This window comes from Castellaniella sp., from assembly GCF_049651205.1.
Lineage (GTDB): Bacteria > Pseudomonadota > Gammaproteobacteria > Burkholderiales > Burkholderiaceae_B > Castellaniella.
Genome location: NZ_JBASBR010000006.1, coordinates 1 through 24552 on the forward strand (window position 1 = coordinate 1; position 24552 = coordinate 24552).

The 24552-nt window shown below is 56.2% G+C and carries 21 protein-coding genes and 1 tRNA gene; 16 read left to right on the top strand and 6 right to left on the bottom strand.

What is annotated here, in order from left to right:
• Positions 1-465: 465 nt before the first annotated feature.
• Positions 466-550, bottom strand: a tRNA-Leu gene (locus WA928_RS03495).
• Between the two features lie 114 nt (positions 551-664).
• Here WA928_RS03495 and tig point away from each other — a divergent pair.
• The 4 genes from tig (at position 665) to lon (ending at position 6565) form a co-directional block, all read left to right on the top strand.
• Entirely contained in the window at positions 665-1975 is a 1311-nt protein-coding gene (gene tig, locus WA928_RS03500; RefSeq protein ID WP_424299642.1) for a trigger factor, read from the top strand.
• On the top strand, positions 1975-2634 hold the full coding sequence (gene clpP, locus WA928_RS03505; RefSeq protein ID WP_424299645.1) for an ATP-dependent Clp endopeptidase proteolytic subunit ClpP: 660 nt from the start codon (positions 1975-1977) through the stop codon (positions 2632-2634). The genes tig and clpP overlap by 1 nt, the downstream gene beginning before the upstream one ends.
• Positions 2635-2647: 13 nt before the next feature.
• Positions 2648-3946, top strand: a complete 1299-nt coding sequence (gene clpX / locus WA928_RS03510; RefSeq protein WP_424299648.1) for an ATP-dependent Clp protease ATP-binding subunit ClpX — start codon at positions 2648-2650, stop codon at positions 3944-3946.
• A 159-nt stretch (positions 3947-4105) separates the two neighbouring features.
• Positions 4106-6565, top strand: a complete 2460-nt coding sequence (gene lon, locus WA928_RS03515) for an endopeptidase La (protein WP_424299651.1) — start codon at positions 4106-4108, stop codon at positions 6563-6565.
• 20 nt (positions 6566-6585) lie between these two features.
• Here the strand turns inward: lon and lexA are convergent, their stop codons facing one another.
• Positions 6586-7323: a transcriptional repressor LexA gene (gene lexA, locus WA928_RS03520; protein ID WP_424299654.1), complete on the bottom strand. Its 738-nt coding sequence runs from the start codon at positions 7321-7323 to the stop codon at positions 6586-6588.
• A gap of 91 nt (positions 7324-7414) precedes the next feature.
• Positions 7415-8620, bottom strand: a complete 1206-nt coding sequence (locus WA928_RS03525) for an aromatic amino acid transaminase (protein WP_424299657.1) — start codon at positions 8618-8620, stop codon at positions 7415-7417.
• 117 nt (positions 8621-8737) lie between these two features.
• Between WA928_RS03525 and uvrB the strand changes: the two genes are divergently transcribed.
• From uvrB to iscA, 6 genes are all read left to right on the top strand, one after another.
• A complete protein-coding gene (uvrB, locus tag WA928_RS03530) occupies positions 8738-10768 on the top strand; it encodes an excinuclease ABC subunit UvrB (RefSeq protein WP_424299660.1) in 2031 nt (676 codons plus the stop codon).
• Positions 10769-10856: 88 nt separating this feature from the next.
• The gene (locus tag WA928_RS03535; RefSeq protein ID WP_350384083.1) at positions 10857-11348 is read left to right on the top strand and encodes a low molecular weight protein-tyrosine-phosphatase; all 492 of its coding nucleotides are present in this window, start codon (positions 10857-10859) and stop codon (positions 11346-11348) included.
• 236 nt (positions 11349-11584) lie between these two features.
• On the top strand, positions 11585-12103 hold the full coding sequence (iscR, locus tag WA928_RS03540; protein ID WP_424299663.1) for a Fe-S cluster assembly transcriptional regulator IscR: 519 nt from the start codon (positions 11585-11587) through the stop codon (positions 12101-12103).
• A gap of 13 nt (positions 12104-12116) precedes the next feature.
• On the top strand, positions 12117-13349 hold the full coding sequence (locus WA928_RS03545) for an IscS subfamily cysteine desulfurase (protein ID WP_424299666.1): 1233 nt from the start codon (positions 12117-12119) through the stop codon (positions 13347-13349).
• Positions 13346-13735, top strand: coding sequence for an iron-sulfur cluster assembly scaffold protein (locus WA928_RS03550; RefSeq protein ID WP_424299669.1), 390 nt, complete (start codon positions 13346-13348; stop codon positions 13733-13735). The genes WA928_RS03545 and WA928_RS03550 overlap by 4 nt, the downstream gene beginning before the upstream one ends.
• A 27-nt stretch (positions 13736-13762) precedes the next feature.
• The gene (gene iscA, locus WA928_RS03555) at positions 13763-14086 is read left to right on the top strand and encodes an iron-sulfur cluster assembly protein IscA (RefSeq protein WP_424299672.1); all 324 of its coding nucleotides are present in this window, start codon (positions 13763-13765) and stop codon (positions 14084-14086) included.
• A 98-nt stretch (positions 14087-14184) separates the two neighbouring features.
• Here iscA and lysS read toward each other — a convergent pair whose 3' ends face one another.
• Entirely contained in the window at positions 14185-15702 is a 1518-nt protein-coding gene (gene lysS / locus WA928_RS03560; RefSeq protein ID WP_424299675.1) for a lysine--tRNA ligase, read from the bottom strand.
• A 74-nt stretch (positions 15703-15776) separates the two neighbouring features.
• Positions 15777-16881, bottom strand: a protein-coding gene (prfB, locus tag WA928_RS03565; protein ID WP_424299678.1) for a peptide chain release factor 2 whose coding sequence is annotated in 2 segments (ribosomal slippage) — positions 15777-16799 and positions 16801-16881 — 1104 coding nt in all. Because the reading frame shifts where the segments join, the coding sequence is not laid out codon by codon here.
• Positions 16882-17182: 301 nt separating this feature from the next.
• Between prfB and WA928_RS03570 the strand changes: the two genes are divergently transcribed.
• Positions 17183-18205, top strand: a complete 1023-nt coding sequence (locus WA928_RS03570) for a tellurite resistance/C4-dicarboxylate transporter family protein (protein ID WP_424299700.1) — start codon at positions 17183-17185, stop codon at positions 18203-18205.
• Positions 18206-18214: 9 nt separating this feature from the next.
• Here the strand turns inward: WA928_RS03570 and WA928_RS03575 are convergent, their stop codons facing one another.
• Positions 18215-19081 (bottom strand): MurR/RpiR family transcriptional regulator, encoded by an 867-nt coding sequence (locus WA928_RS03575; RefSeq protein ID WP_424299681.1) that lies wholly within the window; start codon positions 19079-19081, stop codon positions 18215-18217.
• Between the two features lie 156 nt (positions 19082-19237).
• Between WA928_RS03575 and WA928_RS03580 the strand changes: the two genes are divergently transcribed.
• Genes WA928_RS03580 through WA928_RS03600 form a run of 5 tightly spaced genes read left to right on the top strand, consistent with a single transcriptional unit; the run spans position 19238 to position 24431 of the window.
• Positions 19238-20305: an ABC transporter substrate-binding protein gene (locus WA928_RS03580; RefSeq protein ID WP_424299684.1), complete on the top strand. Its 1068-nt coding sequence runs from the start codon at positions 19238-19240 to the stop codon at positions 20303-20305.
• Between the two features lie 8 nt (positions 20306-20313).
• Positions 20314-21477: an ABC transporter ATP-binding protein gene (locus WA928_RS03585; RefSeq protein WP_424299687.1), complete on the top strand. Its 1164-nt coding sequence runs from the start codon at positions 20314-20316 to the stop codon at positions 21475-21477.
• Positions 21474-22394, top strand: a complete 921-nt coding sequence (locus WA928_RS03590; RefSeq protein ID WP_424299690.1) for an ABC transporter permease — start codon at positions 21474-21476, stop codon at positions 22392-22394. Before WA928_RS03585 ends, WA928_RS03590 begins: the two co-directional genes overlap by 4 nt.
• Position 22395: 1 nt before the next feature.
• Complete coding sequence (locus WA928_RS03595; protein WP_424299693.1) at positions 22396-23226, top strand: ABC transporter permease; 831 nt, start codon at positions 22396-22398, stop codon at positions 23224-23226.
• Positions 23226-24431, top strand: a complete 1206-nt coding sequence (locus tag WA928_RS03600; protein ID WP_424299696.1) for a P1 family peptidase — start codon at positions 23226-23228, stop codon at positions 24429-24431. Before WA928_RS03595 ends, WA928_RS03600 begins: the two co-directional genes overlap by 1 nt.
• The last annotated feature ends 121 nt before the right edge of the window (positions 24432-24552 follow it).

Here is a 24552-nt window from a genome sequence, read left to right on the forward strand (position 1 = left end):
CTCGCGTCGGGCGTATGGTTTCAGAAACTTTGAGAATTACCGCATGAGAGTCTTGGCTCAATGCGGCTGGAACGGTGTCATCAACCGTGTCTGATGAATGCCCATCCCCCGTTAATGGGGTAGAGCCGTCAGGTGATTCCAGGCCGATATGCAGGTGCACCAGTGGACCTTTATATGGCCACTGCGAAGCTGCGCGGGTCGGCATCTCAACCTGCGACATCACCATACTTTCAAATTCGCCCCAGAAGAAACCCAGATGAAAGAGTTCGAGGCTGTCGACAAAGTCCTGTAGAGCCTGTGGCGAGCGCCATCGCGTTCCCGATACCGCCGAAACGGGGGGATAGGGTTCTGGGGGCCAAGGGGTTAAAAACCTGACGCCAGGCTATCAAACGATTCTGGGGTTATCGCGTAAGTTGCTGATTTTGCTAGTTATTGATAGTATGCGTTCAGCAGCTTTAAGCGCTATGGTGCGAACGGAGAGACTTGAACTCTCACGCCTTTCGGCGCCAGAACCTAAATCTGGTGCGTCTACCAATTCCGCCACGCTCGCAAGGTAAGCCGTAGATTATAGCCTGAAATCTCCGCATTCCTGGCTGTTCTACGCGCAAGTCTACTTTCCGCTAAAATAGCCTGTTCATTGTCCATCACTATCAATAGGTTCCGAATGCAGCCCGTGGTTGAAAAACTGTCCGGCCTGGAGCGCCGTGTCGATCTGAGCGTTTCAGTCGCCGACATCGAGAAAGAAGTCCAGGCACAACTCAAACGCGTCGCCCGCACCGCCAAGGTTCAGGGCTTCCGTCCAGGCAAGGCCCCCTTGTCCGTGATCGAACGCAGCCACGGCCCGTCGGTGCGTTACGACGTCGTTAACTCCGAGATCGGCAAATCCCTGGATAAGGTCATTGCCGATGCCAACCTGCGTCTCGCAGGCAGCCCCAGTCTCGAACCCAAGCTTGAAGGTGCAGAAGACGGCGTGATGGCGTTTTCTGCCACCTTCGAAGTCTATCCGGATGTCGAGCTCCCCGACCTTGCCGCGCTTGAAGTCACCCGCAGCGCAGCCCAGGTTGGCGAAGCCGAAGTCCAGAAAACCCTGGATATCCTGCGCCGCCAGCGCACCATCTTCAAAGCTGCGCCAGATCGTGCCGCCCAAGAGGGCGATCGCGTCACGCTCGACTTTGCCGGCACCATCGACGGTGTGGCATTTGACGGCGGCGCCGCAGAAGACTTCCCCTTTGTGCTGGGACAGGGCCGTATGTTGCCCGAGTTCGAAGCCGCTGCCACAGGCCTCAAGGCCGGCGAAACCAAGACGTTCCCACTTGATTTCCCCGAAGACTATGGCAGCCCTGCGGTTGCAGGTAAAAAGGCCGAGTTCACCATCACGGTTAAAGAAGTCGCCGAGCCCGAGCTTCCCGAGATCGACGCCGATTTCGCTAAATCTCTGGGACAAGCCGAAGGTGACGTCGACGCTCTGCTGGCAGATGTGCGTGGCAATGTCGAGCGCGAAGCCCAGGCCCGTGCGAAAAGCCGCACCAAAGCTAGCGTCATGGACGCCTTGGCCAATGCATGCTCGTTTGATCTGCCCAAGGCCCTGATCGACAGTGAAGTCGCCAGCCGCACCGCCGCCGCGCGCGAAGAGCTCAAGCAACGTGGCTTGCCCAATGCCGATTCCATCCCCATTCCCGAAGACACCTTCCGTCCCGAAGCCGAGCGTCGTGTGCGTTTGGGCCTGCTGGTCGGAGAACTTATCAAGGCTGCCGATCTTACCGCCAAGCCCGAGCAGGTTCGTGCCCGCATCGAAGACTTCGCCAAGAGCTACGAGCAACCTGCCCAGGTGGTGGCTTACTATCTGGCCGATCGTCAACGCCGCGCCGAGATCGAGTCCCTCGTCCTCGAAGATAATGTCGTCGATCATGTGCTGTCCTTGGCTAAAGTCACCGACGAAAACGTCGATTTTGATACCTTGATGGGAACACGTTAATGTCCAGGTTCACCGATTTCTACGCATCGATGTACGGCGGAGAATCCGTCACACCCACGGGTCTTGGCTACGTGCCCATCGTGATCGAGCAATCGGGCCGTGGCGAGCGTTCCTACGACATTTATTCGCGTTTGTTACGCGAAAGAGTGATTTTTTTCGTCGGCCCCGTCAACGACCAATCCGCCAATCTGGTGGTGGCCCAGTTGCTCTTCCTAGAGTCGGAGAACCCTGACAAAGATATTTCCCTGTACATTAATTCTCCGGGTGGTTCCGTGTACGCAGGGATGGCCATCTATGACACCATGCAGTTCATCAAGCCGGCCGTTTCCACCCTGTGTACCGGCCTGGCAGCCAGCATGGGGGCGTTTTTGCTGGCAGCCGGAGAGAAAGGCAAGCGCTATGCGCTGCCCAACTCGCGTATCATGATTCACCAGCCGTCAGGTGGTGCGCAGGGGCAGGCGTCTGATATTCAGATTCAGGCCAAAGAAATCCTTAGCCTGCGTGAGCGCCTCAACGGCATTTTGGCCGAGCGCACCGGGCAGAGCATCGAACGCATCGCGGAAGATACCGAACGTGATAACTTCATGTCAACCGATGAAGCCCAGGCTTATGGCCTGATCGACAAGGTTTTGGTTTCGCGCACCGACGAAACCCTATAAGTACAGGTTTGCCATGACTGAAAAAAAGGGATCCGGCGAGGACAAGACCTTGCACTGCTCCTTCTGCAACAAAAGCCAGGCTGAAGTCCATAAACTGATCGCCGGGCCTTCGGTGTTCATTTGTGATGAATGCATCAGTTTGTGCAATGACATCATCCTCGACGAAAAGCAGGAAGCCGCCCGGGATGCCGTGCGCAACGAGCTGCCATCTCCGCAAGAGATCAAGTCGTTCCTCGATGGCTACGTCATCGGGCAAGAAACGCCCAAGCGCAATCTGGCGGTGGCGGTCTATAACCACTACAAGCGTATCCGTTACGCAGACGCCAAAACCGGTGATGTAGAACTCTCCAAAAGCAATATTTTGCTCATTGGCCCCACGGGCTCGGGCAAAACCTTGCTGGCTCAAACCCTTGCACGGATGCTGGATGTACCGTTTGTGATGGCCGACGCCACCACGCTGACCGAAGCCGGTTATGTGGGCGAAGACGTCGAAAACATCATCCAGAAGTTGCTGCAAAACTGCAACTACGATGTCGACAAGGCGCAGCGTGCCATTGTCTACATCGATGAGATCGACAAGATCTCCCGTAAGTCAGATAACCCGTCCATCACCCGCGACGTCTCCGGCGAGGGTGTGCAACAGGCACTGCTCAAGCTGATCGAAGGCACAGTAGCCTCGGTGCCGCCTCAGGGCGGACGCAAGCACCCCAACCAGGATTTTGTCCAGGTCGACACCACCAATATCCTCTTCATCGTGGGGGGGGCATTTGACGGCCTCGAGAAAATCATTCGCGACCGCAGCGAGCGCTCTGGTATTGGTTTCTCTGCCACGGTCCGTGCCCGCTCCGAGCGTGGAGTCGGCGAGCTTTTTGCCGAGGTCGAGCCCGAGGATCTAATCAAATTTGGTCTGATCCCCGAACTTGTCGGGCGTCTTCCGGTGGTTGCCACCCTCGAAGAGCTCAAAGAAGATACGCTGGTTCGTATCCTCACCGAGCCTCGCAATGCGGTGGTCAAGCAATTCCGCAAATTGCTCGAAATGGAAGACGTCGAACTCGAAGTCACTCCCGAGGCACTCATCGCCATTGCACAGCGTGCAATCAAGCGGCGTACAGGAGCACGAGGTCTGCGCTCAATCATCGAGCAAGCCCTTTTGGGTACGATGTTCGAGCTGCCTTCCCGCCACGACATCAATAAGGTAGTGCTGGATGCCGATGCAGTAGAGGGCAAGCATGCACCACAATTGATTCAGGGTACACGACGCAGCCAGTCGCCCTCCGAGGACGAAAAAACACTGCGCTCAGCTGCAGCATAACGACATCAGCTGCAGCACCGGCGTTCTGCTCATATACTGATTTGTGCGTGCCAGCCCTTGAAACCGCCGGCACTGTCACCATATAGCAAAGCAGGCAACATACTAAAAAAGGAAGCCTGCGCTTCCTTTTTTTTAGAATCAATCTTTTAGGAAGCAACCATGTCTGCTAGTCAGATTCTGACACAGGAACCTGCGGATCTGCCGCTGCTGCCGCTGCGTGACGTCGTCGTTTTTCCACATATGGTCATCCCGCTGTTTGTGGGGCGTCCACGATCCATCAAGGCGCTCGAGCTTGCCATGGAGGCAGGCAACAGCATCATGCTGGTCGCCCAAAAGTCAGCAAGCAAGGATGATCCTACCCCGGACGACCTCTACGAGATCGGCTGTGCGGCCAGTATTTTGCAAATGCTCAAACTCCCCGATGGCACCGTCAAGGTGCTGGTCGAGGGCCTTCAGCGTGCCCGGATTCTTTCCGTCTCTGACGCCGAGACGCACTTCACCTCGCGTGTCAGTGGCATTGAAGAAGAAACCACTGAAATCGCCGAAGCCGAAGCGCTGCGCCGGGCGGTGCTCGGGCAATTCGAGCAATACGTCAAGCTGAATAAAAAAATCCCTCAAGAAATCCTCACTTCGCTGTCTGGCATTGATGATGCCGGCCGCCTGGCGGATACTATTGCGGCGCATCTGCCACTCAAGATCGAGCAAAAGCAGTCTTTGCTGGAGATGCCTGGTGCTGAAAACCGCCTCGAATCCTTGTTGGCCCAACTAGAGTCCGAGATCGAGATTCTTCAGGTCGAAAAGCGGATTCGCGGTCGCGTGAAAAAGCAGATGGAGAAAAGCCAGCGCGACTACTACCTCAACGAGCAGGTCAAGGCTATCCAGAAAGAGTTGGGCGAGGGCGAAGAAGGCGCTGATATTGAAGAGCTCGAGCGTAAGATCGAAGCCGCCCGGATGTCCAAGGAAGCCCGTAAAAAGGCTGATGCCGAACTTAAAAAGCTGAAACTGATGTCCCCGATGTCTGCTGAGGCAACGGTGGTGCGCAATTACATCGATACCTTGCTGGGTCTGCCTTGGTACAAAAAAAGCCGTGTCAATAACACACTGAAAAATGCCGAAGAAGTGCTCGATGCCGATCACTACGGCCTGGAAAAGGTCAAAGAGCGCATTGTCGAGTACCTTGCTGTGCAACAGCGCGTAGAGAAATTGAAGGCACCAATTCTTTGCCTGGTGGGGCCTCCGGGCGTGGGCAAAACCTCGCTGGGGCAATCCGTAGCCCGTGCCACCAACCGCAAGTTTGTGCGCATGGCGCTGGGTGGTGTGCGCGATGAAGCCGAGATCCGTGGCCATCGCCGTACGTATATCGGTTCCATGCCGGGCAAGATCCTGCAAAACATGAGCAAAGTGGGTGTCCGTAATCCCTTGTTTTTGCTGGATGAGATCGACAAACTGGGTGCCGACTTCCGCGGTGATCCGTCTTCGGCCTTGCTCGAGGTGCTGGATCCCGAGCAAAACCATACATTCCAGGATCACTACATCGAGGTCGATTTCGATCTCTCGGATGTGATGTTCGTGGCAACCAGCAACACACTCAACATCCCGCCCGCATTGCTGGATCGCATGGAAGTCATCCGTCTCTCGGGCTATACCGAAGACGAAAAAGTGCATATCGCGTTTGATCATTTGCTGCCCAAGCTCATGAAAAACAACGGTGTTCAAGAAGGCGAACTCTCCGTCACCGAGGCCGCCATCCGCGATATCGTGCGTTACTACACCCGTGAAGCGGGTGTGCGTGCGCTTGAGCGTGAAATCTCCAAGATCTGCCGCAAGGCGGTCAAGCGGCTGCTGTCGTCGAATACCATGGCCAAGAAAGGCCACAAGGCAAAGATCAAAGAGTCGATCACGGTTGACTCGGATAATCTTGGTGATTACCTGGGTGTGCGTCGCTTCAGCTTTGGCGTAGCCGAGAAAGAAGACCGCGTGGGTCAGGTAACCGGCTTGGCCTGGACAGAAGTCGGGGGTGATCTTCTCACCATCGAGGTGGCTGACATGCCTGGCAAGGGTGTCGTCACCCGTACGGGTTCACTCGGCGATGTGATGAAAGAATCTGTCGAGGCAGCACGCACGGTGGTCAGGGCACGTGCCCGTCATTGGGGTATTGCCGATCAGGTCTTTGAAAAGCACGATTTGCACGTGCACTTTCCTGAAGGCGCCACGCCCAAGGATGGTCCGTCTGCGGGGATCGCCATCACAACCGCCATGGTGTCTGCGCTTACCGGCATCCCTGTACGCTCTGATGTGGCCATGACGGGTGAAATCACCCTGCGTGGCGAGGTTCTGGAAATCGGCGGCCTGAAAGAGAAACTGCTGGCTGCGCATCGGGGCGGCGTCAAAACCGTGATGATCCCCGAGGAAAACGTCAAGGATCTTGCCGAAATCCCAGACAATGTCAAAAATCACCTTGAGATTGTTCCGGTTCGCTGGATTGATCGGGTGCTTGAGGTTGCCTTGCAGCGTATGCCGGTGCCTTTGTCCGACGAGGAAGTTGCCCGATTAGCCGCAGAGGCGGTGGCAACCGCCAAGCCGGCAGAACCAGGCTCTGGGGGCGTGTTTAAACACTAAACAGGGTATATGCGGGCGGGCTAGTGCAGAGATTGTGTACGAATAAGGCCCACCGCAATCCCTTCGATGGCGAAGTCGTCTGCTGCCGTGATCTCGATGGCTTGAAAATCGGTGTTTTCGGGCAGCAAGCGGATACGCTGGCCAATGTGCTCCAGGCGCTTTACCGTGACATCATCGCCCAGGCGTGCAACCACAATCTGGCCGTGGTTTGCCTGGGGCGTGCTGTGTACCGCCAGAAGGTCGCCATCCAGGATGCCGATATCGCGCATGCTGCTGCCTCGCACCCGAAGCAGATAATCGGGTGAGGTATCAAATAAGCCGGGAGATACGGGGATTTCGCGCTCGACGTGCTGGGCCGCGAGAATTGGGTGGCCGGCGGCCACGCGCCCGATGATTGGGAGCAGGCGGGTATCGGTACTTGCAACCCAGGCAGGCCCACCGGGCAGTGCCAGAGGCGGGATACTGTCTTGAGTGGGTAGGCCATTGCTGCCCAGTTGGGTTTGCCCTAGCGATGCTGGTGGTTGTGTGGCCGCTGACATCGCCAGCGAAGTAAGCTGAATGCCACGCGATGTGCCGGCAGCCAACTGGATGTAACCCTTGCGTGCCAGTGCCCGGAGATGGTCTTCGGCTGCGTTGGCAGAACGAAAACCCAATGCCCGGGCGATTTCTGCCCGAGTGGGTGGCCGGCCCGTCTGGCTGATGGCCTGAACAATGAGTGTCAGGATTTCTGACTGGCGGGCAGTAAGCTTAAGGGACATGGCCGATTACTGGATAGAAATACAGCCTGTATTGTGTCCGATCGCCCGCCAGATGGCAAGTGCCGTGAAATCTCTTACCTGAGCAATGGGCTCACCCTTTGATCACCTGGGCAATGGCACGGGCAACGTAGTCGATGTTGGCGTTGTTCAGGGCTGCTACGCAGATGCGGCCGCTGCCAACGGCATAAATGCCGAAGTCTTCGCGCAGACGTTCTACCTGCGGTTTCGTCAGGCCGGAGTACGAGAACATCCCTCGTTGGGCCTCGACAAAGCTGAAGTCCTGGCTGATGTCGTTGGCTTGAATTTTTTCGACCAGTTGATGACGCATCGTGCGGATGCGGTCGCGCATGCCCGCGAGCTCTTCAGACCAGAGGGTGAAGAGTTCGGGGGTGTTCAGGACCGTGGACACCAGTGCGCCGCCATGGGTGGGTGGGTTGGAGTAGTTGGTGCGAATCACGCGTTTGAGCTGGCTCAGGACGCGTGCGCTTTCCTGGTCGTCGCCTGTGACCAACGTGAGCGCACCAACGCGTTCGCCGTACAGTGAGAATGACTTGGAAAACGAAGAGCTGATGAACATGGTCATGCCTAGCTCGGCAAACAGCCGGACAACCGCAGCGTCTTCTTCGAGACCAGCACCAAAGCCCTGGTAAGCGATGTCCAGGAAAGGAACCAGTTGTCCGCCCTGCAGCGTTTGCGCGATTTCGCGCCATTGCTCGGCACTGGGGTCTACGCCCGTGGGATTGTGGCAGCAGGCATGCAGCACCACGATGGTACCGGCAGGCATGGCGCGCAGAGAGGCCAGCATGCCGTCGAAGTTCAGGCCGTGGGTGGCTGCGTCGTAGTAGTCGTAGCTGACCACCGGAAATCCGGCGGCAGAGAAAAGTGCCTCGTGGTTAGCCCAGCTGGGGTTGCTGATCGCCACCTTGGCATTAGGCAAAATACGCTTCAGGAAATCGGCGCCAACTTTGAGTGCACCAGTACCACCCAGCGTTTGTACGGTGAGAGAGCGGTGCTCGGAGATCAGGGGCGACTTGGCGCCCAGCAGCAAGGCTGCTGCACCCTGGTTGTATCCCGGGATCCCGTCGATGGGCAGGTAATTGCGCGGTGCAGCTTGCTCAAAGAGCTGGCTTTCAGCCTTGCGCACTGCCTTCAGCAATGGGATACGGCCGTTATCGTCGGTGTAGACGCCCACCCCCAGATTAACTTTTGTTGACCGGTTGTCGGTCTTGAATTGTTCGTTCAGACCCAGAATGGGGTCGCGTGGGGCAAGTTCGACAGAAGCGAAAATAGAGGACATGGGATACCGTTGGGACAAAGAAAGAGGGGAGTTGGAGATCCCTTGAAGGATCTCTTGGTCACAAGGGGCCAACGATGTGATAATAAGGGGTTTACCCGAATGGTGTCCAGACAGACCATGGAGAAATTCCAGAATATCCCAGGCTTTGTGCATTTCCCGGACAGTCCGTTTCAGTTGTTCCAACCGTATCCACCGGCCGGCGACCAACCCAAGGCCATTGATGCGCTTGAAGCGGGCATACGCGACGGGCTGATGAATCAAACCTTGCTGGGAGTCACGGGTTCGGGCAAAACCTACACCATGGCCAATTTGATCGCGCGTACTGGGCGGCCGGCCATTGTGCTGGCGCCCAATAAAACGTTGGCGGCACAGCTGTATGCCGAGATGCGCGAGTTTTTTCCGCGCAATGCAGTCGAGTACTTTGTGTCGTACTACGATTATTACCAGCCCGAAGCCTACGTGCCGTCGCGTGATCTCTTTATCGAAAAAGACTCCTCGATCAACGAGCATATCGAGCAGATGCGTTTGTCGGCCACCAAAAGCCTGCTGGAGCGCAGGGATACGATCATCGTAGGCACCGTTTCCTGTATTTACGGGATTGGTAACCCGGCGGACTACCATGCCATGGTGCTTACGCTGCGCACCGGCGACCATATCGGCCGCCAGGAGATCCTGGCGCGTCTGGTATCCATGCAATACGAGCGTAACGATATGGATTTTGGGCGGGGTACCTTTCGGGCCCGGGGCGAAATTATCGATGTGTTCCCGGCGGAGCACGCTGAGCAGGCGATCCGTATTACGCTCTTTGACGATGAAATCGAGTCGCTGGATCTGTTCGATCCGCTCACCGGCAAGCTGGTGCAAAGCCTGGTGCGCTTCACGATCTTCCCGAGCTCTCATTATGTGACGCCGCGTGAGACCGTCTTGCATGCAATCGGAACCATCAAAGAAGAACTCTCCGCCCGTCTGTCCGAGCTGACGCATGACGGCCGTCTGGTAGAAGCCCAACGCCTCGAACAACGTACCCGGTTTGATCTTGAAATGCTGCAGGAGCTGGGCTTTTGCAAAGGCATTGAGAATTACTCCCGCCATTTGTCTGGCGCAGCTCCGGGGGATCCGCCCCCTACGTTGATCGACTACTTACCGTCTCAAGCCTTGATGTTCATCGATGAAAGCCACGTGACGATCGGCCAGCTGGGCGGCATGTATCGTGGCGACCGTTCACGCAAGGAAACCTTGGTGCAGTTTGGGTTTCGTCTGCCCTCGGCGCTGGACAATCGCCCGTTGCGCCTCGAAGAGTTTGAGGCAAGAATGCCCCAGTGTGTATTTGTGTCCGCCACGCCGGGCCCCTACGAGACTGCGCATGCGGATCAGATTGTCGAGCAGGTGGTGCGCCCCACGGGGCTGGTCGACCCAGAGGTAGAACTGCGGCCTGCAGCGACCCAGGTTGATGACCTTCTGGGTGAAGCCAAGCTCTGCATTGCGCGTCACGAACGCGTGTTGGTGACAACGCTGACCAAGCGGATGGCAGAAGACCTCACAGAATACCTGCAGGAGAACGGCCTGAAGGTGCGCTATCTGCACTCTGATATCGATACCGTAGAACGAGTGGAGATCATTCGCGATTTGCGCCTGGGCGCGTTTGACGTACTGGTGGGCATCAACCTGCTGCGCGAGGGCCTGGATATCCCGGAAGTCTCGCTTGTTACGATTCTGGATGCTGATAAAGAGGGTTTTCTGCGCTCTGAACGCAGCCTGATCCAGACGATCGGGCGTGCTGCGCGTCACCTGAACGGACGTGCCATCCTGTATGCCGACCGCATCACCGACTCCATGCGTAAGGCCATGGACGAAACCGCCCGTCGTCGCGAAAAGCAGCAGGCGTTTAACCTTGAACACGGCATCACTGCCCGGGGCGTCAACAAGGCCGTGCGTGATCTCATTGATGGTGTGTCGCTTCCGGCAGCGCCTGTTGGGATGACGCCAGAATTCGACGAGCACGTTCTGGGTGACGAGAAGGCTTTGGCCAAAGAAATTCGCCGGCTCGAGCAGAAGATGAATGACCATGCCCGCAACCTGGAATTCGAGCAGGCGGCGGCCGTCCGGGATTCACTGCGGGCCCTCAAAGATCGAGCGTTGTTGTCCTGACGCCAAACATCTGGGATCATCCCGGTTTTTTGCGAATTCTGCCTAAAAAAGCTTGCTAAATATCGGGTTTTCCCGCACAATTTTACCTATCATGCATAAGGTACTTTTTGTCTGCACGGGCAATATCTGCCGTTCTCCCTCCGCCCAGGGTGTTTTCCAGCACCTCATCGAAGAAGCCGGTCTGTCGGATGCCATTGGCGTCGATTCCGCGGCTACGCACCACTTTCATGTGGGCGAAGCCCCAGACGCGCGTGCGCAGCTGGCGGCCCGCAAACGTGGCTATGATCTCTCCGCTTACGTAGCGCGGCAAATCACTGCCGACGACTTCCGCGATGCAGATCTCATCTTGGCCATGGATTGGGAAAACCTCTCTGCGCTGCAGCAGCGTTGCCCCAAAATCTATCAGCACAAGCTCATGCTGCTGATGCGCTTCTCCAACGAATACGAAGAAGCCACCGTGCCCGATCCCTACTACGGGGGGCCCGAGGGGTTCAACAAGGTGCTCGACTACATCGAAGACGCCTGCCAGGGTGTACTCGAACTCGTCCGCAAGCGTGCCCTGCAATATCAGGCTGCCTGATCTCACCAAACTTTTTGGTGCGCATACAGCGCGTCCAATGCCACCCAAATGCCCCGCTTGGCGGGGCATTTGTTTTATGCGCCTGTACTCGATCCGATGTGTTGATATTTCTCAAGTCTTGCTTGTTGTAAACAGTCAAGACCCACTGTTTTAGTCGGGTATCGCGTTATACTTGACTCGAATAGTCGGGTATAGGGATATCCGGCCGGTTTCAGTCTGACTCCAAGAGGTGCAAGATGCGTTTGACAACCAAAGGGCGCTTTGCCGTCACCGCAATGATCGATCTGGCGTTGCGTCATCACAGCGGGCCGGTTACCTTGGCCGCTATCAGCGCGCGGCAAAATATTTCCTTGTCGTACCTCGAGCAGTTGTTTGGCAAATTGCGCCGCCACGAGCTCGTCGACAGCGTGCGCGGCCCGGGCGGTGGCTATACATTAGCGCGGCATGCACGCGACATCTCTGTGGCTGATATCATCTTTGCTGTGGATGAACCCCTCGATGCCACGAGTTGTGGTGGCAAAGAAAATTGCGACATCGGTCGCAATGGCCATGCGGGTAAATGCATGACCCACGACCTCTGGGCAACCTTAAGTCGTAAAATGATTGATTATCTGGATTCGGTCTCGCTGCAAGATCTGGTGGATCAGCAGCGCTTGCGTGAATGGCAAGAGTCCGGGCAGTTGCGCTCAGGGCGCCCCACCATCCCTATCACGCCAGTGGCGCAGGATACTGCCCGGGAGACCGCCTCCGCCTGATCGGAGTAGTTTCATGTCGTCTCAGCGTCTGTCGCCAGATCGCCCCATCTATCTGGATTATTCGGCCACCACCCCGGTGGACGAACAAGTTGTGCAGGCCATGGTTCCGTGGTTGTCGCAAAATTTTGGCAACCCGGCTTCGCGCAGTCATGCGTGGGGTTGGGATGCCGAAGAAGCGGTCGAAAACGCCCGCCGCCAAGTGGCCGGCCTCATTCATGCAGACCCCCGGGAGATCATCTGGACCTCTGGTGCAACAGAATCAGATAATCTCGCCATCAAAGGGGTTGCCCAGTTTCATGCGGGCCGGGGGCGTCATCTTGTCACCTTACGCACTGAACACAAGGCTGTGCTGGATGCCTGCCATGCACTAGAGCAACAAGGTTTTGCGATCACCTACCTGGATGTGGACGCTGGTGGGTTGATCAGTCCGGCAGCCTTGCAGGCGGCATTGCGCGAGGACACCATCCTGGTGTCCGTGATGCTGGTCAATAACGAAATTGGTGTCATTCAGGATATTGCCGCGCTGGCTGCCGTGTGCCGCCAGCGCGGTATTCTGTTCCACACCGATGCCGCGCAGGCAACGGGCAAGCTGCCTATTGACGTCGAGGCCCTGGGCGTTGATCTCATGTCGCTGTCTGCACACAAAACCTACGGGCCCAAAGGGGTTGGGGCCCTGTACGTCAGACGCAAGCCACGTGTGCGCCTCGAAGCCCAGATGCATGGTGGCGGCCATGAAAGAGGACTGCGATCGGGTACTTTGCCAACCCATCAGATTGTGGGCATGGGCCAGGCCTATGCCTTGGCTGGCCAGCTCATGGATCAGGAAGTTCCCCGCATCCGGACCTTACGCGATCGTCTCTGGGATGGGTTAAAAGACCTGCCCGATGTCTACCTGAACGGCGATGAGCAACACCGGGTTGCTCATACTCTCAATTTCAGTGTGGCTCATGTCGAAGGTGAAGCCCTGCTGATGTCGATCCCCCAATTGGCGGTATCCACAGGTTCTGCATGTACTTCGGCCAGCCTTGAGCCCTCCTATGTCTTAAGGGCACTGGGCCGCAGCGATCCGCTTGCCCACAGTTCCTTGCGCCTGACGTTAGGCCGGTATACTACCCAGGAGCAGATCGACCAGGCCGTCTTGGCGCTACGCACCCAGATTGGACGCCTGCGTGATCTTTCCCCGCTTTGGGAAATGCGTCGCGACGGCACCCTGGCAGAGGCTTGGTCACAAGAGGCATATCAATGACACTGGCTGCGTCGTACGGGCCCAAGGTGCTCGATCACTATCTTCATCCCCGCCATGTGGGGTCGTTTGATGCCACTAACCCGCAGGTAGGCACTGGGCTGGTGGGGTCTCCTGCGCTGGGGCAGGTGCTAAAGCTGCAGATTCACCTGCAAAATCAACAGATCGATGCGGCGTGCTTCAAGGTGTTTGGCTGCGGAGCCGCCATTGCGGTGGGCTCACTGGCCACCGAGTGGCTTTCGGGGTGCAATCTCGACCAGGCTTTGGCCTTTCAAAGCCAGGATTTTGTTCAGGCACTCGAGCTTCCACCAGAAAAACTACACTGTGCCTTGCTGGGACAAGACGCGATCGCTGCTGCGGTGGCCGATTACCGTAGCAAGCACTCCTGAAACCCTCTTTACTTGTTCGAGGACGTCATGGCAATTACATTGACACAACAGGCCGCTGATCACATTCAGCGCCACCTTCAAAAACGGGGCAAGGGGCTGGGCTTGCGCCTGGGCGTCAAGCCCTCCGGCTGCTCGGGCATGTCCTATCAACTCGAGTACGTCGACGTCGCCAGTGCCGACGACCAGGTCTTCGAGCAATTTGGTGCACGCGTCTATGTGGCACCGGACAGCCTGTCCTATCTCGAAGGCATGCAGCTGGATTATGCCCGTGAGGGGCTTAACGAAGGCTTTCGCTTCAACAATCCCAACGAGAAAGCTGCCTGTGGCTGTGGAGAATCCTTTACGGTTTGATGCATCAGTGGTGAATGCCCGGTTTGGGGTAGGGCACCAACAAAAAGGCCAGTTCAGCAGAACTGGCCTTTTTGATTGCATCCGCAATGGTGGCGAGCTTAGTCTTCGCGCCTCAGGTGCGGAAACAGGATGACATCACGGATGTTGGCGCTGTCGGTGAGCATCATCACCAGACGGTCGATGCCAATGCCACAGCCGCCGGTGGGAGGCATTCCGTATTCCAATGCGCGGACATAATCGGCGTCGTAGTACATGGCTTCTTCGTCGCCAGCGTCTTTGGCAACCACTTGTGCCTGAAACCGTGCAGCTTGGTCTTCGGGGTCGTTAAGCTCTGAAAACCCGTTGGCAATTTCACGCCCGCAGGCAAAGAGCTCGAAGCGCTCGGTGATGCCGGCCTGTGTGTCGGATGCACGGGCCAGGGGCGACACCTCAACAGGGTAATCGATGATAAACGTCGGATGCCACAGGCGCGACTCGGCCGTTTCCTCAAACAAAGCCAGTTGCAGGGCTCCCCGGCCCGCATGAGACAGTACCGGGCCACGAATATCCGCTCCCAGGCGGCCAAGCTCGGTACGCAAGAATCGTTCATCTTCCAACTGTGCAGCGGTGTAGTTGGGGGCGTGCTTAAGGATGGCTTCTGTGATGGTCAGGCGATCGAAAGCACGGCCAAGATCCAGAACCTGATCCTGATATGTAAGATCGGTGGTGCCGCATACGCGCAGGGCGGTCTCCCGGATCAGTGATTCGGTGTAATCCATCAGCCAGCGATAATCCGTGTAGGCTGCGTAAAACTCCATCATCGTAAATTCGGGATTGTGCCGCGGGCTGACGCCTTCGTTTCGGAAGTTGCGGTTGATCTCAAAGACGCGCTCAAATCCGCCCACAATCAGACGCTTGAGGTAAAGCTCGGGGGCGATGCGCAGGTACATGTCCATGTCCAACGCATTGTGATGCGTAATAAACGGCTTGGCTGCCGCGCCACCAGGAATAGGGTGCAGCATGGGTGTTTCCACTTCCAGGAAATCCGCGTCAGACATAATCTGCCGGATGGCCGTGACGATCTGGCTGCGTGCAAGAAACGTATCACGCGTCTCTTGCGTCATGATGAGGTCGACGTAGCGCTGGCGATAACGCAGCTCTTGGTCGGCCACGCCATGGAATTTATCGGGCAGGGGACGCAATGATTTGGAGAGCAGGCGTAAGGACTCCACCCGCAGAGACAGCTCTCCTTTGTGTGTCTTGAAGACTTGTCCCTCGGCACCCAAAATGTCACCGATATCCCAGGATTTGAATGCAGCATAGACGTCATCACCCAACACCCCACGGTCTAGATACAGCTGCAGCCGCCCACTGGTGTCTTGCAAGGTGGCAAAGCTGGCCTTGCCCATCACACGCTTGAGCATCATGCGCCCAGCGACGCAGGCCCGGCGATCAAGTGCTTGCAGGGCATCGGCGTCCAGGTCGTCGCAGTCCTGGTGCAAGGTGGCTGCATGGCTGTCAGGGTGAAAATCGTTAGGGTAGGCAGGCCCCTGCTGGCGCAGGGCTGCCAGCTTGGTGCGCCTTTCTGCAATCAGGCGATTTTCATCAGGGGCTTGGGATTCAGTCTGCGAGGTCATTGGTGTAGTCAGTAAAAAGTAAACTGGGGCCGGCAGCAGCAAGCCCCGAGAGGTAATGCCCGGGAGAAAATCCCTTACACGCCTTGTTTAAGGCTGGCAGTGATGAAGGGGTCGAGGTCGCCATCCAGTACTTTTTGGGTATTGGAAATTTCGACACCCGTGCGCAAGTCTTTGATACGGCTCTGATCCAGTACATAAGAGCGGATCTGGTGCCCCCAGCCCACATCGCTTTTGGAATCTTCCAGCTTTTGCTGTTCGGCCATGCGATTGCGCATCTCGAGCTCGTACAGGCGGGATTTCAGCATCTGCATCGCTTCAGCCCGGTTGCGGTGCTGCGAGCGATCGTTTTGACACTGCACCACAATCCCCGTGGGGTTGTGAGTAATCCGTACGGCAGAATCGGTTTTGTTGATGTGCTGGCCACCGGCACCGCTGGCGCGATAGGTGTCAATGCGCAAATCGGCCGGATTGATATCGATCTCGAAGGAATCGTCGATTTCCGGATACACGAACACGCTGGCAAACGAGGTATGACGGCCGTTGGAGGAGTCGAAGGGGCTTTTGCGTACGAGTCGGTGTACGCCGGTTTCAGTGCGCAGCAACCCATAGGCGTATTCGCCTTCAAACTTGATGGTGGCAGATTTGATGCCGGCCACTTCACCTTCGGATTCTTCGAGGACCTCGACCTTGAAGTCTTTGCGCTCGCCATAGTGCAGATACTGACGCAGCAGCATGGAAGCCCAATCCTGAGCCTCTGTGCCCCCTGCGCCCGCCTGAATATCAACGAAGCAATTGAGGGGGTCGGCAGGGTTATCAAACATCCGGCGAAACTCGAGTGCTTCGAGACTTTCACGCAATCCATCGCAGTCGGACTCGATGGCCAGCAAGGTGGCATCATCGTCGTCGGCACTGGCAAGCTCGAAGAGATCTTGCGCGTCCAGCAAGCCTTGCTGCAAGCTGCTTAGTGTCTGAACAACGGTTTCAAGGGATTTCTTTTCACGTCCGAGATCCTGAGCGTGTTGCGGATTGCTCCAGATATCGGGGTTTTCCAGCTCGGCATTGACTACCAGCAGGCGTTCGGCCTTGGCATCGTAGTCAAAGATACCTCCGGAGAATGGCCTGGCGTTCCAGATAGTCCTCGATGTGGGTGCTGATCTGGTTTTGGCGTTCGGCTTCCATGTGGGTTCCTGTGTGATCAATCGGGCGCATTTCTTGTGTAAGGCACCCGCATCAGCAGTGCCCGCAATAAACTGCGAAAATAATCTGCTATTTTAACGCGCCATAAACATCCTTGGGATGCCAGCCCCTGGCTGGTACATTACCGGCTTGTCGGCGCTTTGTTGCCGTAACCAGCAGGAGGCCGTGCATGGGCCCGCAGAAGTCACCCAGTCAGAGTTCGGTGCCCGCCCCGGTACAGGGCGCGGCGTTGCAAGGCCCACCCGATAGCGCCCGGTCCGTCGCGACATCCCGTTTGGCTGGGATGTCGCCGGCGTACTTTGGCCTGGTGATGGCCACGGGTATTGTCTCGCTGGGCTCCAGCATGATGGATCGGCCTGTGATTGCGCAGGCCCTTTTTTATCTCAATATCGCCCAATATCTGGTGCTGTGCGTGTTGTATTTTTTGCGGGCAGCGCGCTACCCACGGCGGTTTTTTAGTGACATGGTCAGCCACCTGGTAGGGCCAGGCTATTTCACGGCTGTGGCCGCCACGGGCATTTTGTCCAGCCAGTTTATTGTGCAGGCAGGCAATATCACGATCGGCGTTGCCTTGTGGGCCCTGGCTGTCATTTTATGGGTATGCCTGACTTACACCATCTTTACCGCGTTTACGGTCAAGAACGAGAAACCCAGCCTGTCCGAAGGCATCAGTGGTGGCTGGTTGTTGTCGGTAGTGGCCACACAGTCCTTGGCCGTGTCCAGCGCCTTGGTGGCCGCCAACATCAGCCAGCCATATCGCCTTGAACTTAATTTGATCGCACTGTCGATGTGGTTGTGGGGTGGCATGCTGTACATCTGGATGATGGCCCTGATTTTTTACCGCTATGTATTCTTTCGGCTGTCGCCCGGCGATCTGTCCCCGCCGTACTGGATCAATATGGGCGCCATGGCGATTTCCACCTTGGCGGGTTCCCTGCTGATTCTCAATGCACCTGATGCCCCGTATCTGGTTTCTTTATTACCATTTCTTAAGGGCTTTACCGTGCTGTACTGGGCCACGGGGTCTTGGTGGATCCCGATGTTGTTGCTCCTGGGGGTGTGGCGTTACGGGTTTCAGCGTTTTCCGTTTGTGTACGACCCCTTGTATTGGGGCGCCGTATTTCCATTGGGCATGTACGCAGCCTGCACCTGGCAAATGAACCGTGCCATGGAGTTTGGCTTTCTCGCCGGCATGCCACGGATGTTTTTGCATGTGGCCCTGTTTGCCTGGGCACTTACCTTTATCGGCATGGTGCGCTCAGTGCTGCGGCTGGGGCACCATCGGGCATCGGCCAGGGGCACCTGAGCCAGCTTTTTAAAAAATCTTCAGACGTCTGGACTGTGTTTTCCAGGTGTGCAACCGCTGTTGTGAAGCCTGTGGCCGAGCCTGTGCAACCGCATCCACCAGCAAACCCAGGGCCAGGGCAATCCCGGTTGTAGACTCCAGAAACAGGCCTGTGCGCGATGGGGCGTGAATGACGGCGTCGGCCAGCCCTTGCGCCCAATGACAGAACTCGTCGGTAATCACAATGCATTGGCGGCCTTGTTCCTTGGCCAGGGTCACGATTTCGGCCGATTCTCGGGCGTATGGCACGACGTCTACTAATACCAGGCAGCTTTTCACTGCCAGCCGGTCGGGAGAGTCAGTCCATTCAGCCAGCATGTTGTCGTGTGCCGAAAAATACGTCACGGCACCCCGAGCCAGAGACAGGCGGCGTACAAAATCTTCGGCGATTCCACGTACCGACTGAAAACCAGTGACAAAGACACGCTGGGCCTCACTCAGTATGCGTGCTGCCTGAGCCCATTGCTCGGTGCCGGTTTGTCTGAAAATGGTATTGAGGGCCGAGACCTCTGCCCGCACAATTTTCTGGTATCGGTGAGGGATGTCGGGCGGGGTTTGGGACAGGGAGCTGTTCTCGGCGTATTGCTGACGCAGCATCTCTTTAAACTCTTTGGTACCATCACACCCCAACCGGCGCAGCAGGCGCCCCACGGTGACTTCGCTGACACCAATTTTGCGAGCCAGTGTCTTGCCGTTTTCGAGTGCCAGGCCTTTCTGGTTAAGCAGAATATATTGCGCGACGCGAGCCTCCTGGCGAGGCAGTTGCTGCAATGAGCTCGCCATTTTCTGGATGAGCGCTTCGTAGCCCTGCTGAGGGTATGAGGAGAATCCGCTCACCGAGTGATTTTCTGTGGGTTGTTTTGGCATATGTGCACTGGCCTTGTCTCTATGTTTTGTTATAAAAATAACATTTGACAAAAAAGTAATCAATAAAGCATATTGGCACTTAAGCCGATGCTGCACTTAAATCGGACCACTCCAAGGAGGAGCACCATGAGATTGTCAAAAAAACACTTCCTCAAACGCCTTGTGCCCTTTGCTGTGGGGGTTGCCATGCTGGCAGCCATGACCGTACCCGTTTCAGCACAAGCCGAAGGCAGCCTGCACGTCTATAACTGGGGTGATTACATCAACCCCGAAGTTCTCAAGCGTTTCGGAGAAGAGTTCGATGTCAAGGTGTCCTTGGACACTTATGGCACCAACGAAGAGATGCTGGCCAAGATCCAGGCGGGCGCCACAGGCTACGACATCGTGTTTCCGTCGGTATGGATGCATGATGTGATGTTCAAACTGGGCTTGCTTGCCAAAACAGACATCAGTGGTCACCCAGGTTTCAAGAATATCGATCCGGCTTCCAGGCGCGCAGAAACCGACCCCAACGCCGACTATTGTCTGCCTTATGCCTGGGGTAGCGTGGGTATCGTCTACAACAAAAAAATGGTCGACAAGCCCATCGAAGGCTGGCAAGACCTTTTTGATCTGGCCAAGAAGGGCAAGAAGATCATTTTGCTGGATGACCCCCGCGAAACGCTGGGGATCGGTCATATCATGAACGGCACTTCGGTCAACTCCACCAAAGAAGCCGAGGTCTCTGCAGCGGCAGACTACATCATCGATAAATTGGACAATATCGCTGCCTTTACCTACGATAGCATCCCGCTGGTGCAATCAGGCGATGTCGCTGCTGCACACTGGTATGTTGGCGCCAATATTTTCGTCAATCAGATGCCAGATGTCCTGGCCTACGTGATTCCCAAAGAAGGGGCCACCATGTACCAGGAAGACATGTGCGTCCTGAAATCCGCGCCCAACAAAGACAACGCAATCAAGTTTCTGGATTTTTATATGCGCCCCGAAATTGCTGCATTAAATGTCCAGCAACAAATGAATGGCACCACCAACCTGCCGGCCATCAAGCTGATACCCAAAGAAATTGCGGACAACCCCACTATGTATCCACCTAAAGAGGTGATGGATCGCCTGCAGATCTTCCACGACTTGGGGCGTGATATTCGCATGTACACGCACGAGTGGAGGCGTGTCAAAGCTGCTGCCCAATAGGAAGCTTCATGAAACCAGCGCAGCCGACTACCGCCCCCATTCTCGAGGTTCGCAATGCCCGTAAGCGGTTTAAAACGCCGGATGGGGGTGAGGTGCTGGCTTTGGATGACGTGTCCATCACGGTTCAACCCAATGAGTTCCTGACTCTGCTGGGGCCTTCGGGGTGTGGCAAAACTACCTTGTTGCGAGCCATTGCCGGTTTCGAAGACCTCGATGCAGGCGAGATTTTCATTGCGGGGGAAAACATCAACGGCCAGCCGGCACACAAGCGCCCAGTCAATACGGTGTTCCAGCGTTATGCCCTGTTTCCGCATCTTTCTGTGGCGCGTAATGTGGCTTACAGCCTCGAAGTAGCCCGTGCCAGCAAGGCCGAGACTCGCCGACGCGTCACTGAAATGCTTGAGCTGGTTGGCCTGACTGGTTTTGCAGATCGACATATCCACCAATTGTCTGGAGGGCAGCAGCAGCGTGTGGCACTGGCTCGGGCGCTGATCTCCCAACCTAAGATCCTGCTGCTTGACGAGCCACTCTCGGCATTGGACAGGGCCTTGCGCAGCAAAATGCAGCACGAACTTAAAATGCTGCAAAGTGAGATCGGTATTTCATTTGTGTTTGTCACCCACGATCAGGAAGAAGCCCTGGCGATGTCGGATCGAATTGCTGTGCTGGGCCATGGCAGGGTGCAGCAGTTTGGGCCATCTACACAGTTGTACGATCAACCCGACAATGTCTTCACGGCACGGTTTCTCGGAGAAAGCAATTTGTTACCAGCCAGTGTGGTGGGTAGGGATTCTCACGGGAAAACGCGATTTCGGCTGTTTGATGGGCAAGAGCTTGCCCTGCCTTTGGCTGTATCTTCCCCAACCTCCCCCGGCGGGGTGTCTGCAGATTCTTTGCCTGGCAGTCAGGTGCTGCTGTTTACTCGGCCCGAGAAAATCTCCCTCAGATCTCTCGGAGCAGACTGCCTGCAGTTTCACGGTCGGGTTCAGCAGACGTTGTTTGTGGGTGCCCACTACAAGGTGCTGTTGGACATCGGCGCACCAGACTCCTTCAATGCCATCGTGGCAGCCGACCAGGCGGCGGACATCTCACTTGAGCCGGGGGCCGCACTGACGTTTTGGGTGCCTCACAAAGGAGTGCGCCCTTTAGTCAGCGATGTGGGGGCTACATGAAATCATCTGATGCCGTTCGCCGCAGAAGGTCTCGTGCGTTATTTGGCCTGCTGGCCACGCCAAGTGCATTTTTAGTGGTGTTTTTTTTGGGCCCTCTGGCCATCATGCTGGTCTATAGCTGGCTCGAGCCAGGCCTGTATGGTGGGGTTGAGTGGGTGTTTTATCACCTGAACTACGGCCGGATTTTCGGTTGGGCCAATACTCGCTACGAGACTTTTGATCCTGTTTATCTACAGGTTTTTTTGCGTTCCGTGTGGCTGGCTCTCAGCACAGTGGTGCTGTGCTTGGTGGTTTGCTATCCCGCTGTTTTTTGGATCAGCAGGCAGCCACCGGGACGTAAAAGATTATTTATTTTCCTTATTACTCTGCCATTTTTTGTCAGCCAGATTGTGCGTCTGTTTGCCTGGGTTCTGCTGCTGCGACCTACCGGGTTTATCAACCAGGCACTGATGGGAATAGGGCTGATCAGCAAACCCCTGGATCTGATCTACACCCAGTTTGCGGTCACTATTGGCATGGTTTATATCTTTGTGCCATTTATGTTTTTGCCGCTGTATGCCAGCGTTGAAAAGCTGGACATGTCTCTGGCGGAGGCCTCGTCTGATTTGGGGGCAGGGCGCTGGCAGACGTTTCGTCGCGTGATTTTGCCCATGACCATGCCGGGGGTTGTGGCGGGTTCCATCATCGTGTTTATTCCCAGCCTGGGTAATTTTATTGTGCCTTCTCTGCTGGGGGGCGCCAAAGTGCTGATGATCGGCAACCTGATCGAGCAGCAGTTTTTGTCGGCGCGTAATTGGCCGTTTGGTGCAGCCCTCAGCATGGTGGTCATGACTTCCGTGCTGTTTTTATTGTTGGCCTATGTCCGTCATGTGTCGCGCAATGATACACGGATGCAAGCCGCTGGCCAGGAGAGCTGAGATGGCGAGATCAGATTCAGGCCGTTATGCCCTGACGATATACAGCCTGCTGTTTTATGCCTTTCTTTATGCCCCCATTGTGCTGGTGGTGGGCTATTCATTTAATTCCAATCCCGTCAACATGATGATCTGGGATGGTTTTACGCTGGACTGGTATCGCTCTATTTTTGGCATGAGCAATCAGCTTAGCGAATCCGCACTGTATGTTGAATCCACCAGTCAGCTATATGCAGCAGTTAGAACCAGCCTGACAGCTGCCTTGTCGGCCAGTGCCATCTCTACCATTTTTGGTACCTGCATCGCGCTGGCTGTGGCCCGTTACCGCTTTCGGTTTCGTGGTCTGTACAAGGCCTTGATGTATATGCCGATGATGATGCCCGATATCGTGTTGGGGATTTCGCTGCTGATTTTTTTTGTGTCGGTTGGCATCAATCTGAGTATCTACACCATCATCATTGGTCACTGCACGTTTTTAAGCAGCTATGTATTCATTGTGGTCAGTGCGCGCCTGGCTGATATGGATGAGTCTCTGGAAGAAGCCTCTGCCGATCTTGGTGCCAATGGCTGGGAGACGTTTCGACGGGTAACCCTGCCACTGATTTTGCCTGGAGTCGTGGGTGGCGGCGTGTTGGCTTTCATTATCTCCATGGATGATCTGGTGATTACCTATTTCATTGCAGGGGTAAATTCCACCACTTTGCCCGTGTTTATTTACGGGATGCTGCGCAGGGGTATCAAGCCGGAAATCAACGCCATTGCCACCGTGATGTTGTTGTTTTCCTTTCTTGTGGCTTCGGTGGGGCTGTTTTTACGCGCAAGAAGGAAATTTTGATGAACACAAAATATCGTGCCGGCAGGGTGTCAGAGACGGCCCAGCAGAAGGGTGCACAACAATCGCAAGTCCGTGGCAGACGTTTGCGGGCTCGCGAGCTGGGCCTGCCCCTGCCAGGCAAGCCAGGGATCTATAACGCGATCACAGATGTGCCGGGCGTATTGGTAGGCTTCAATACCCTATCCTCCCAGGCAGACCCTACCTTGCAAACCGGTGCGCTTCCGGTACAAACCGGCGTGACTGCAATCTTGCCCGTAGGATTTGCCAGCCAGCCGCGCCCCGTGTGGGCGGGGCAGTATGCACTTAACGGCAATGGCGAGATGACCGGCACCCACTGGATCGATGACGGTGGCTACTTTGTGGGCCCAATCCTGCTCACCAACACCCACGCGGTTGGCGCTGCCCATCAGGCGGCCACCCAGTGGATGATCGACCACTACCGTGAGCAATGGCACAAGCATCATTTGTGGGCCATGCCCGTGGTGGCAGAAACCTACGACGGCGTGCTAAACGACATCAATGGCATGCACGTGCATCCTGAACATGCCCGACAGGCAATTGAATCAGCGCAAGGAGGCCCGCTGCCCGAAGGCAATGTCGGCGGTGGAGCGGGCATGATTGCCTATGAGTTCAAGGCGGGTACCGGGACGGCCTCGCGTCAGGTGACACTTGCCGGGCAAACCTTTCATGTGGGGGCACTGGTACAAGCCAATCATGGTTTGCGGCCTTGGCTCACCGTGTGTGGTGTGCCAGTGGGCCGAGAATTCACCGAAGACCGTATCCCGGGGATGAATCACGAGCAAGGGTCAGTCGTCTGTATTCTGGCCACGGATATTCCGCTACTACCCATGCAATTGCAAAAGCTCGCACGTCGGGCTGCTCTGGGGATTGGCCGAGGCGGGACCCCCGGAGGAAACAGTTCTGGCGATATTTTTCTGGCATTCAGTGTGGCCAATCCTATGCCTATCCAGCAGTTGGCCGGGCCGTGGGGACAACTGCAGTTTCTAAATGATTGCCTGCTGGACGAGGTGTATCTGGCCGCTATCGAAGCGATTGAAGAGGCGATTCTAAATGCACTGCTGATGGCCCGGGACATACCCACTGCTCGCCCGGCGGGTGCGATTTGCCGGGCAATTGATGGGCACCGCCTGGCAGAGTGGGTCAAGGCGGGCCGCCACCCGGACGGCGGCCCGCAAGAGGCTTAGCCAAACAAGCCTGGCAGCCAGAGGGTAACGATAGGCACGTAGGTGATGAACACCAGGTAGATGAGCAGCAGCATCAACCAAGGCACTGCGGCCTTGATGACTTGGCCGATGCTCATATTGG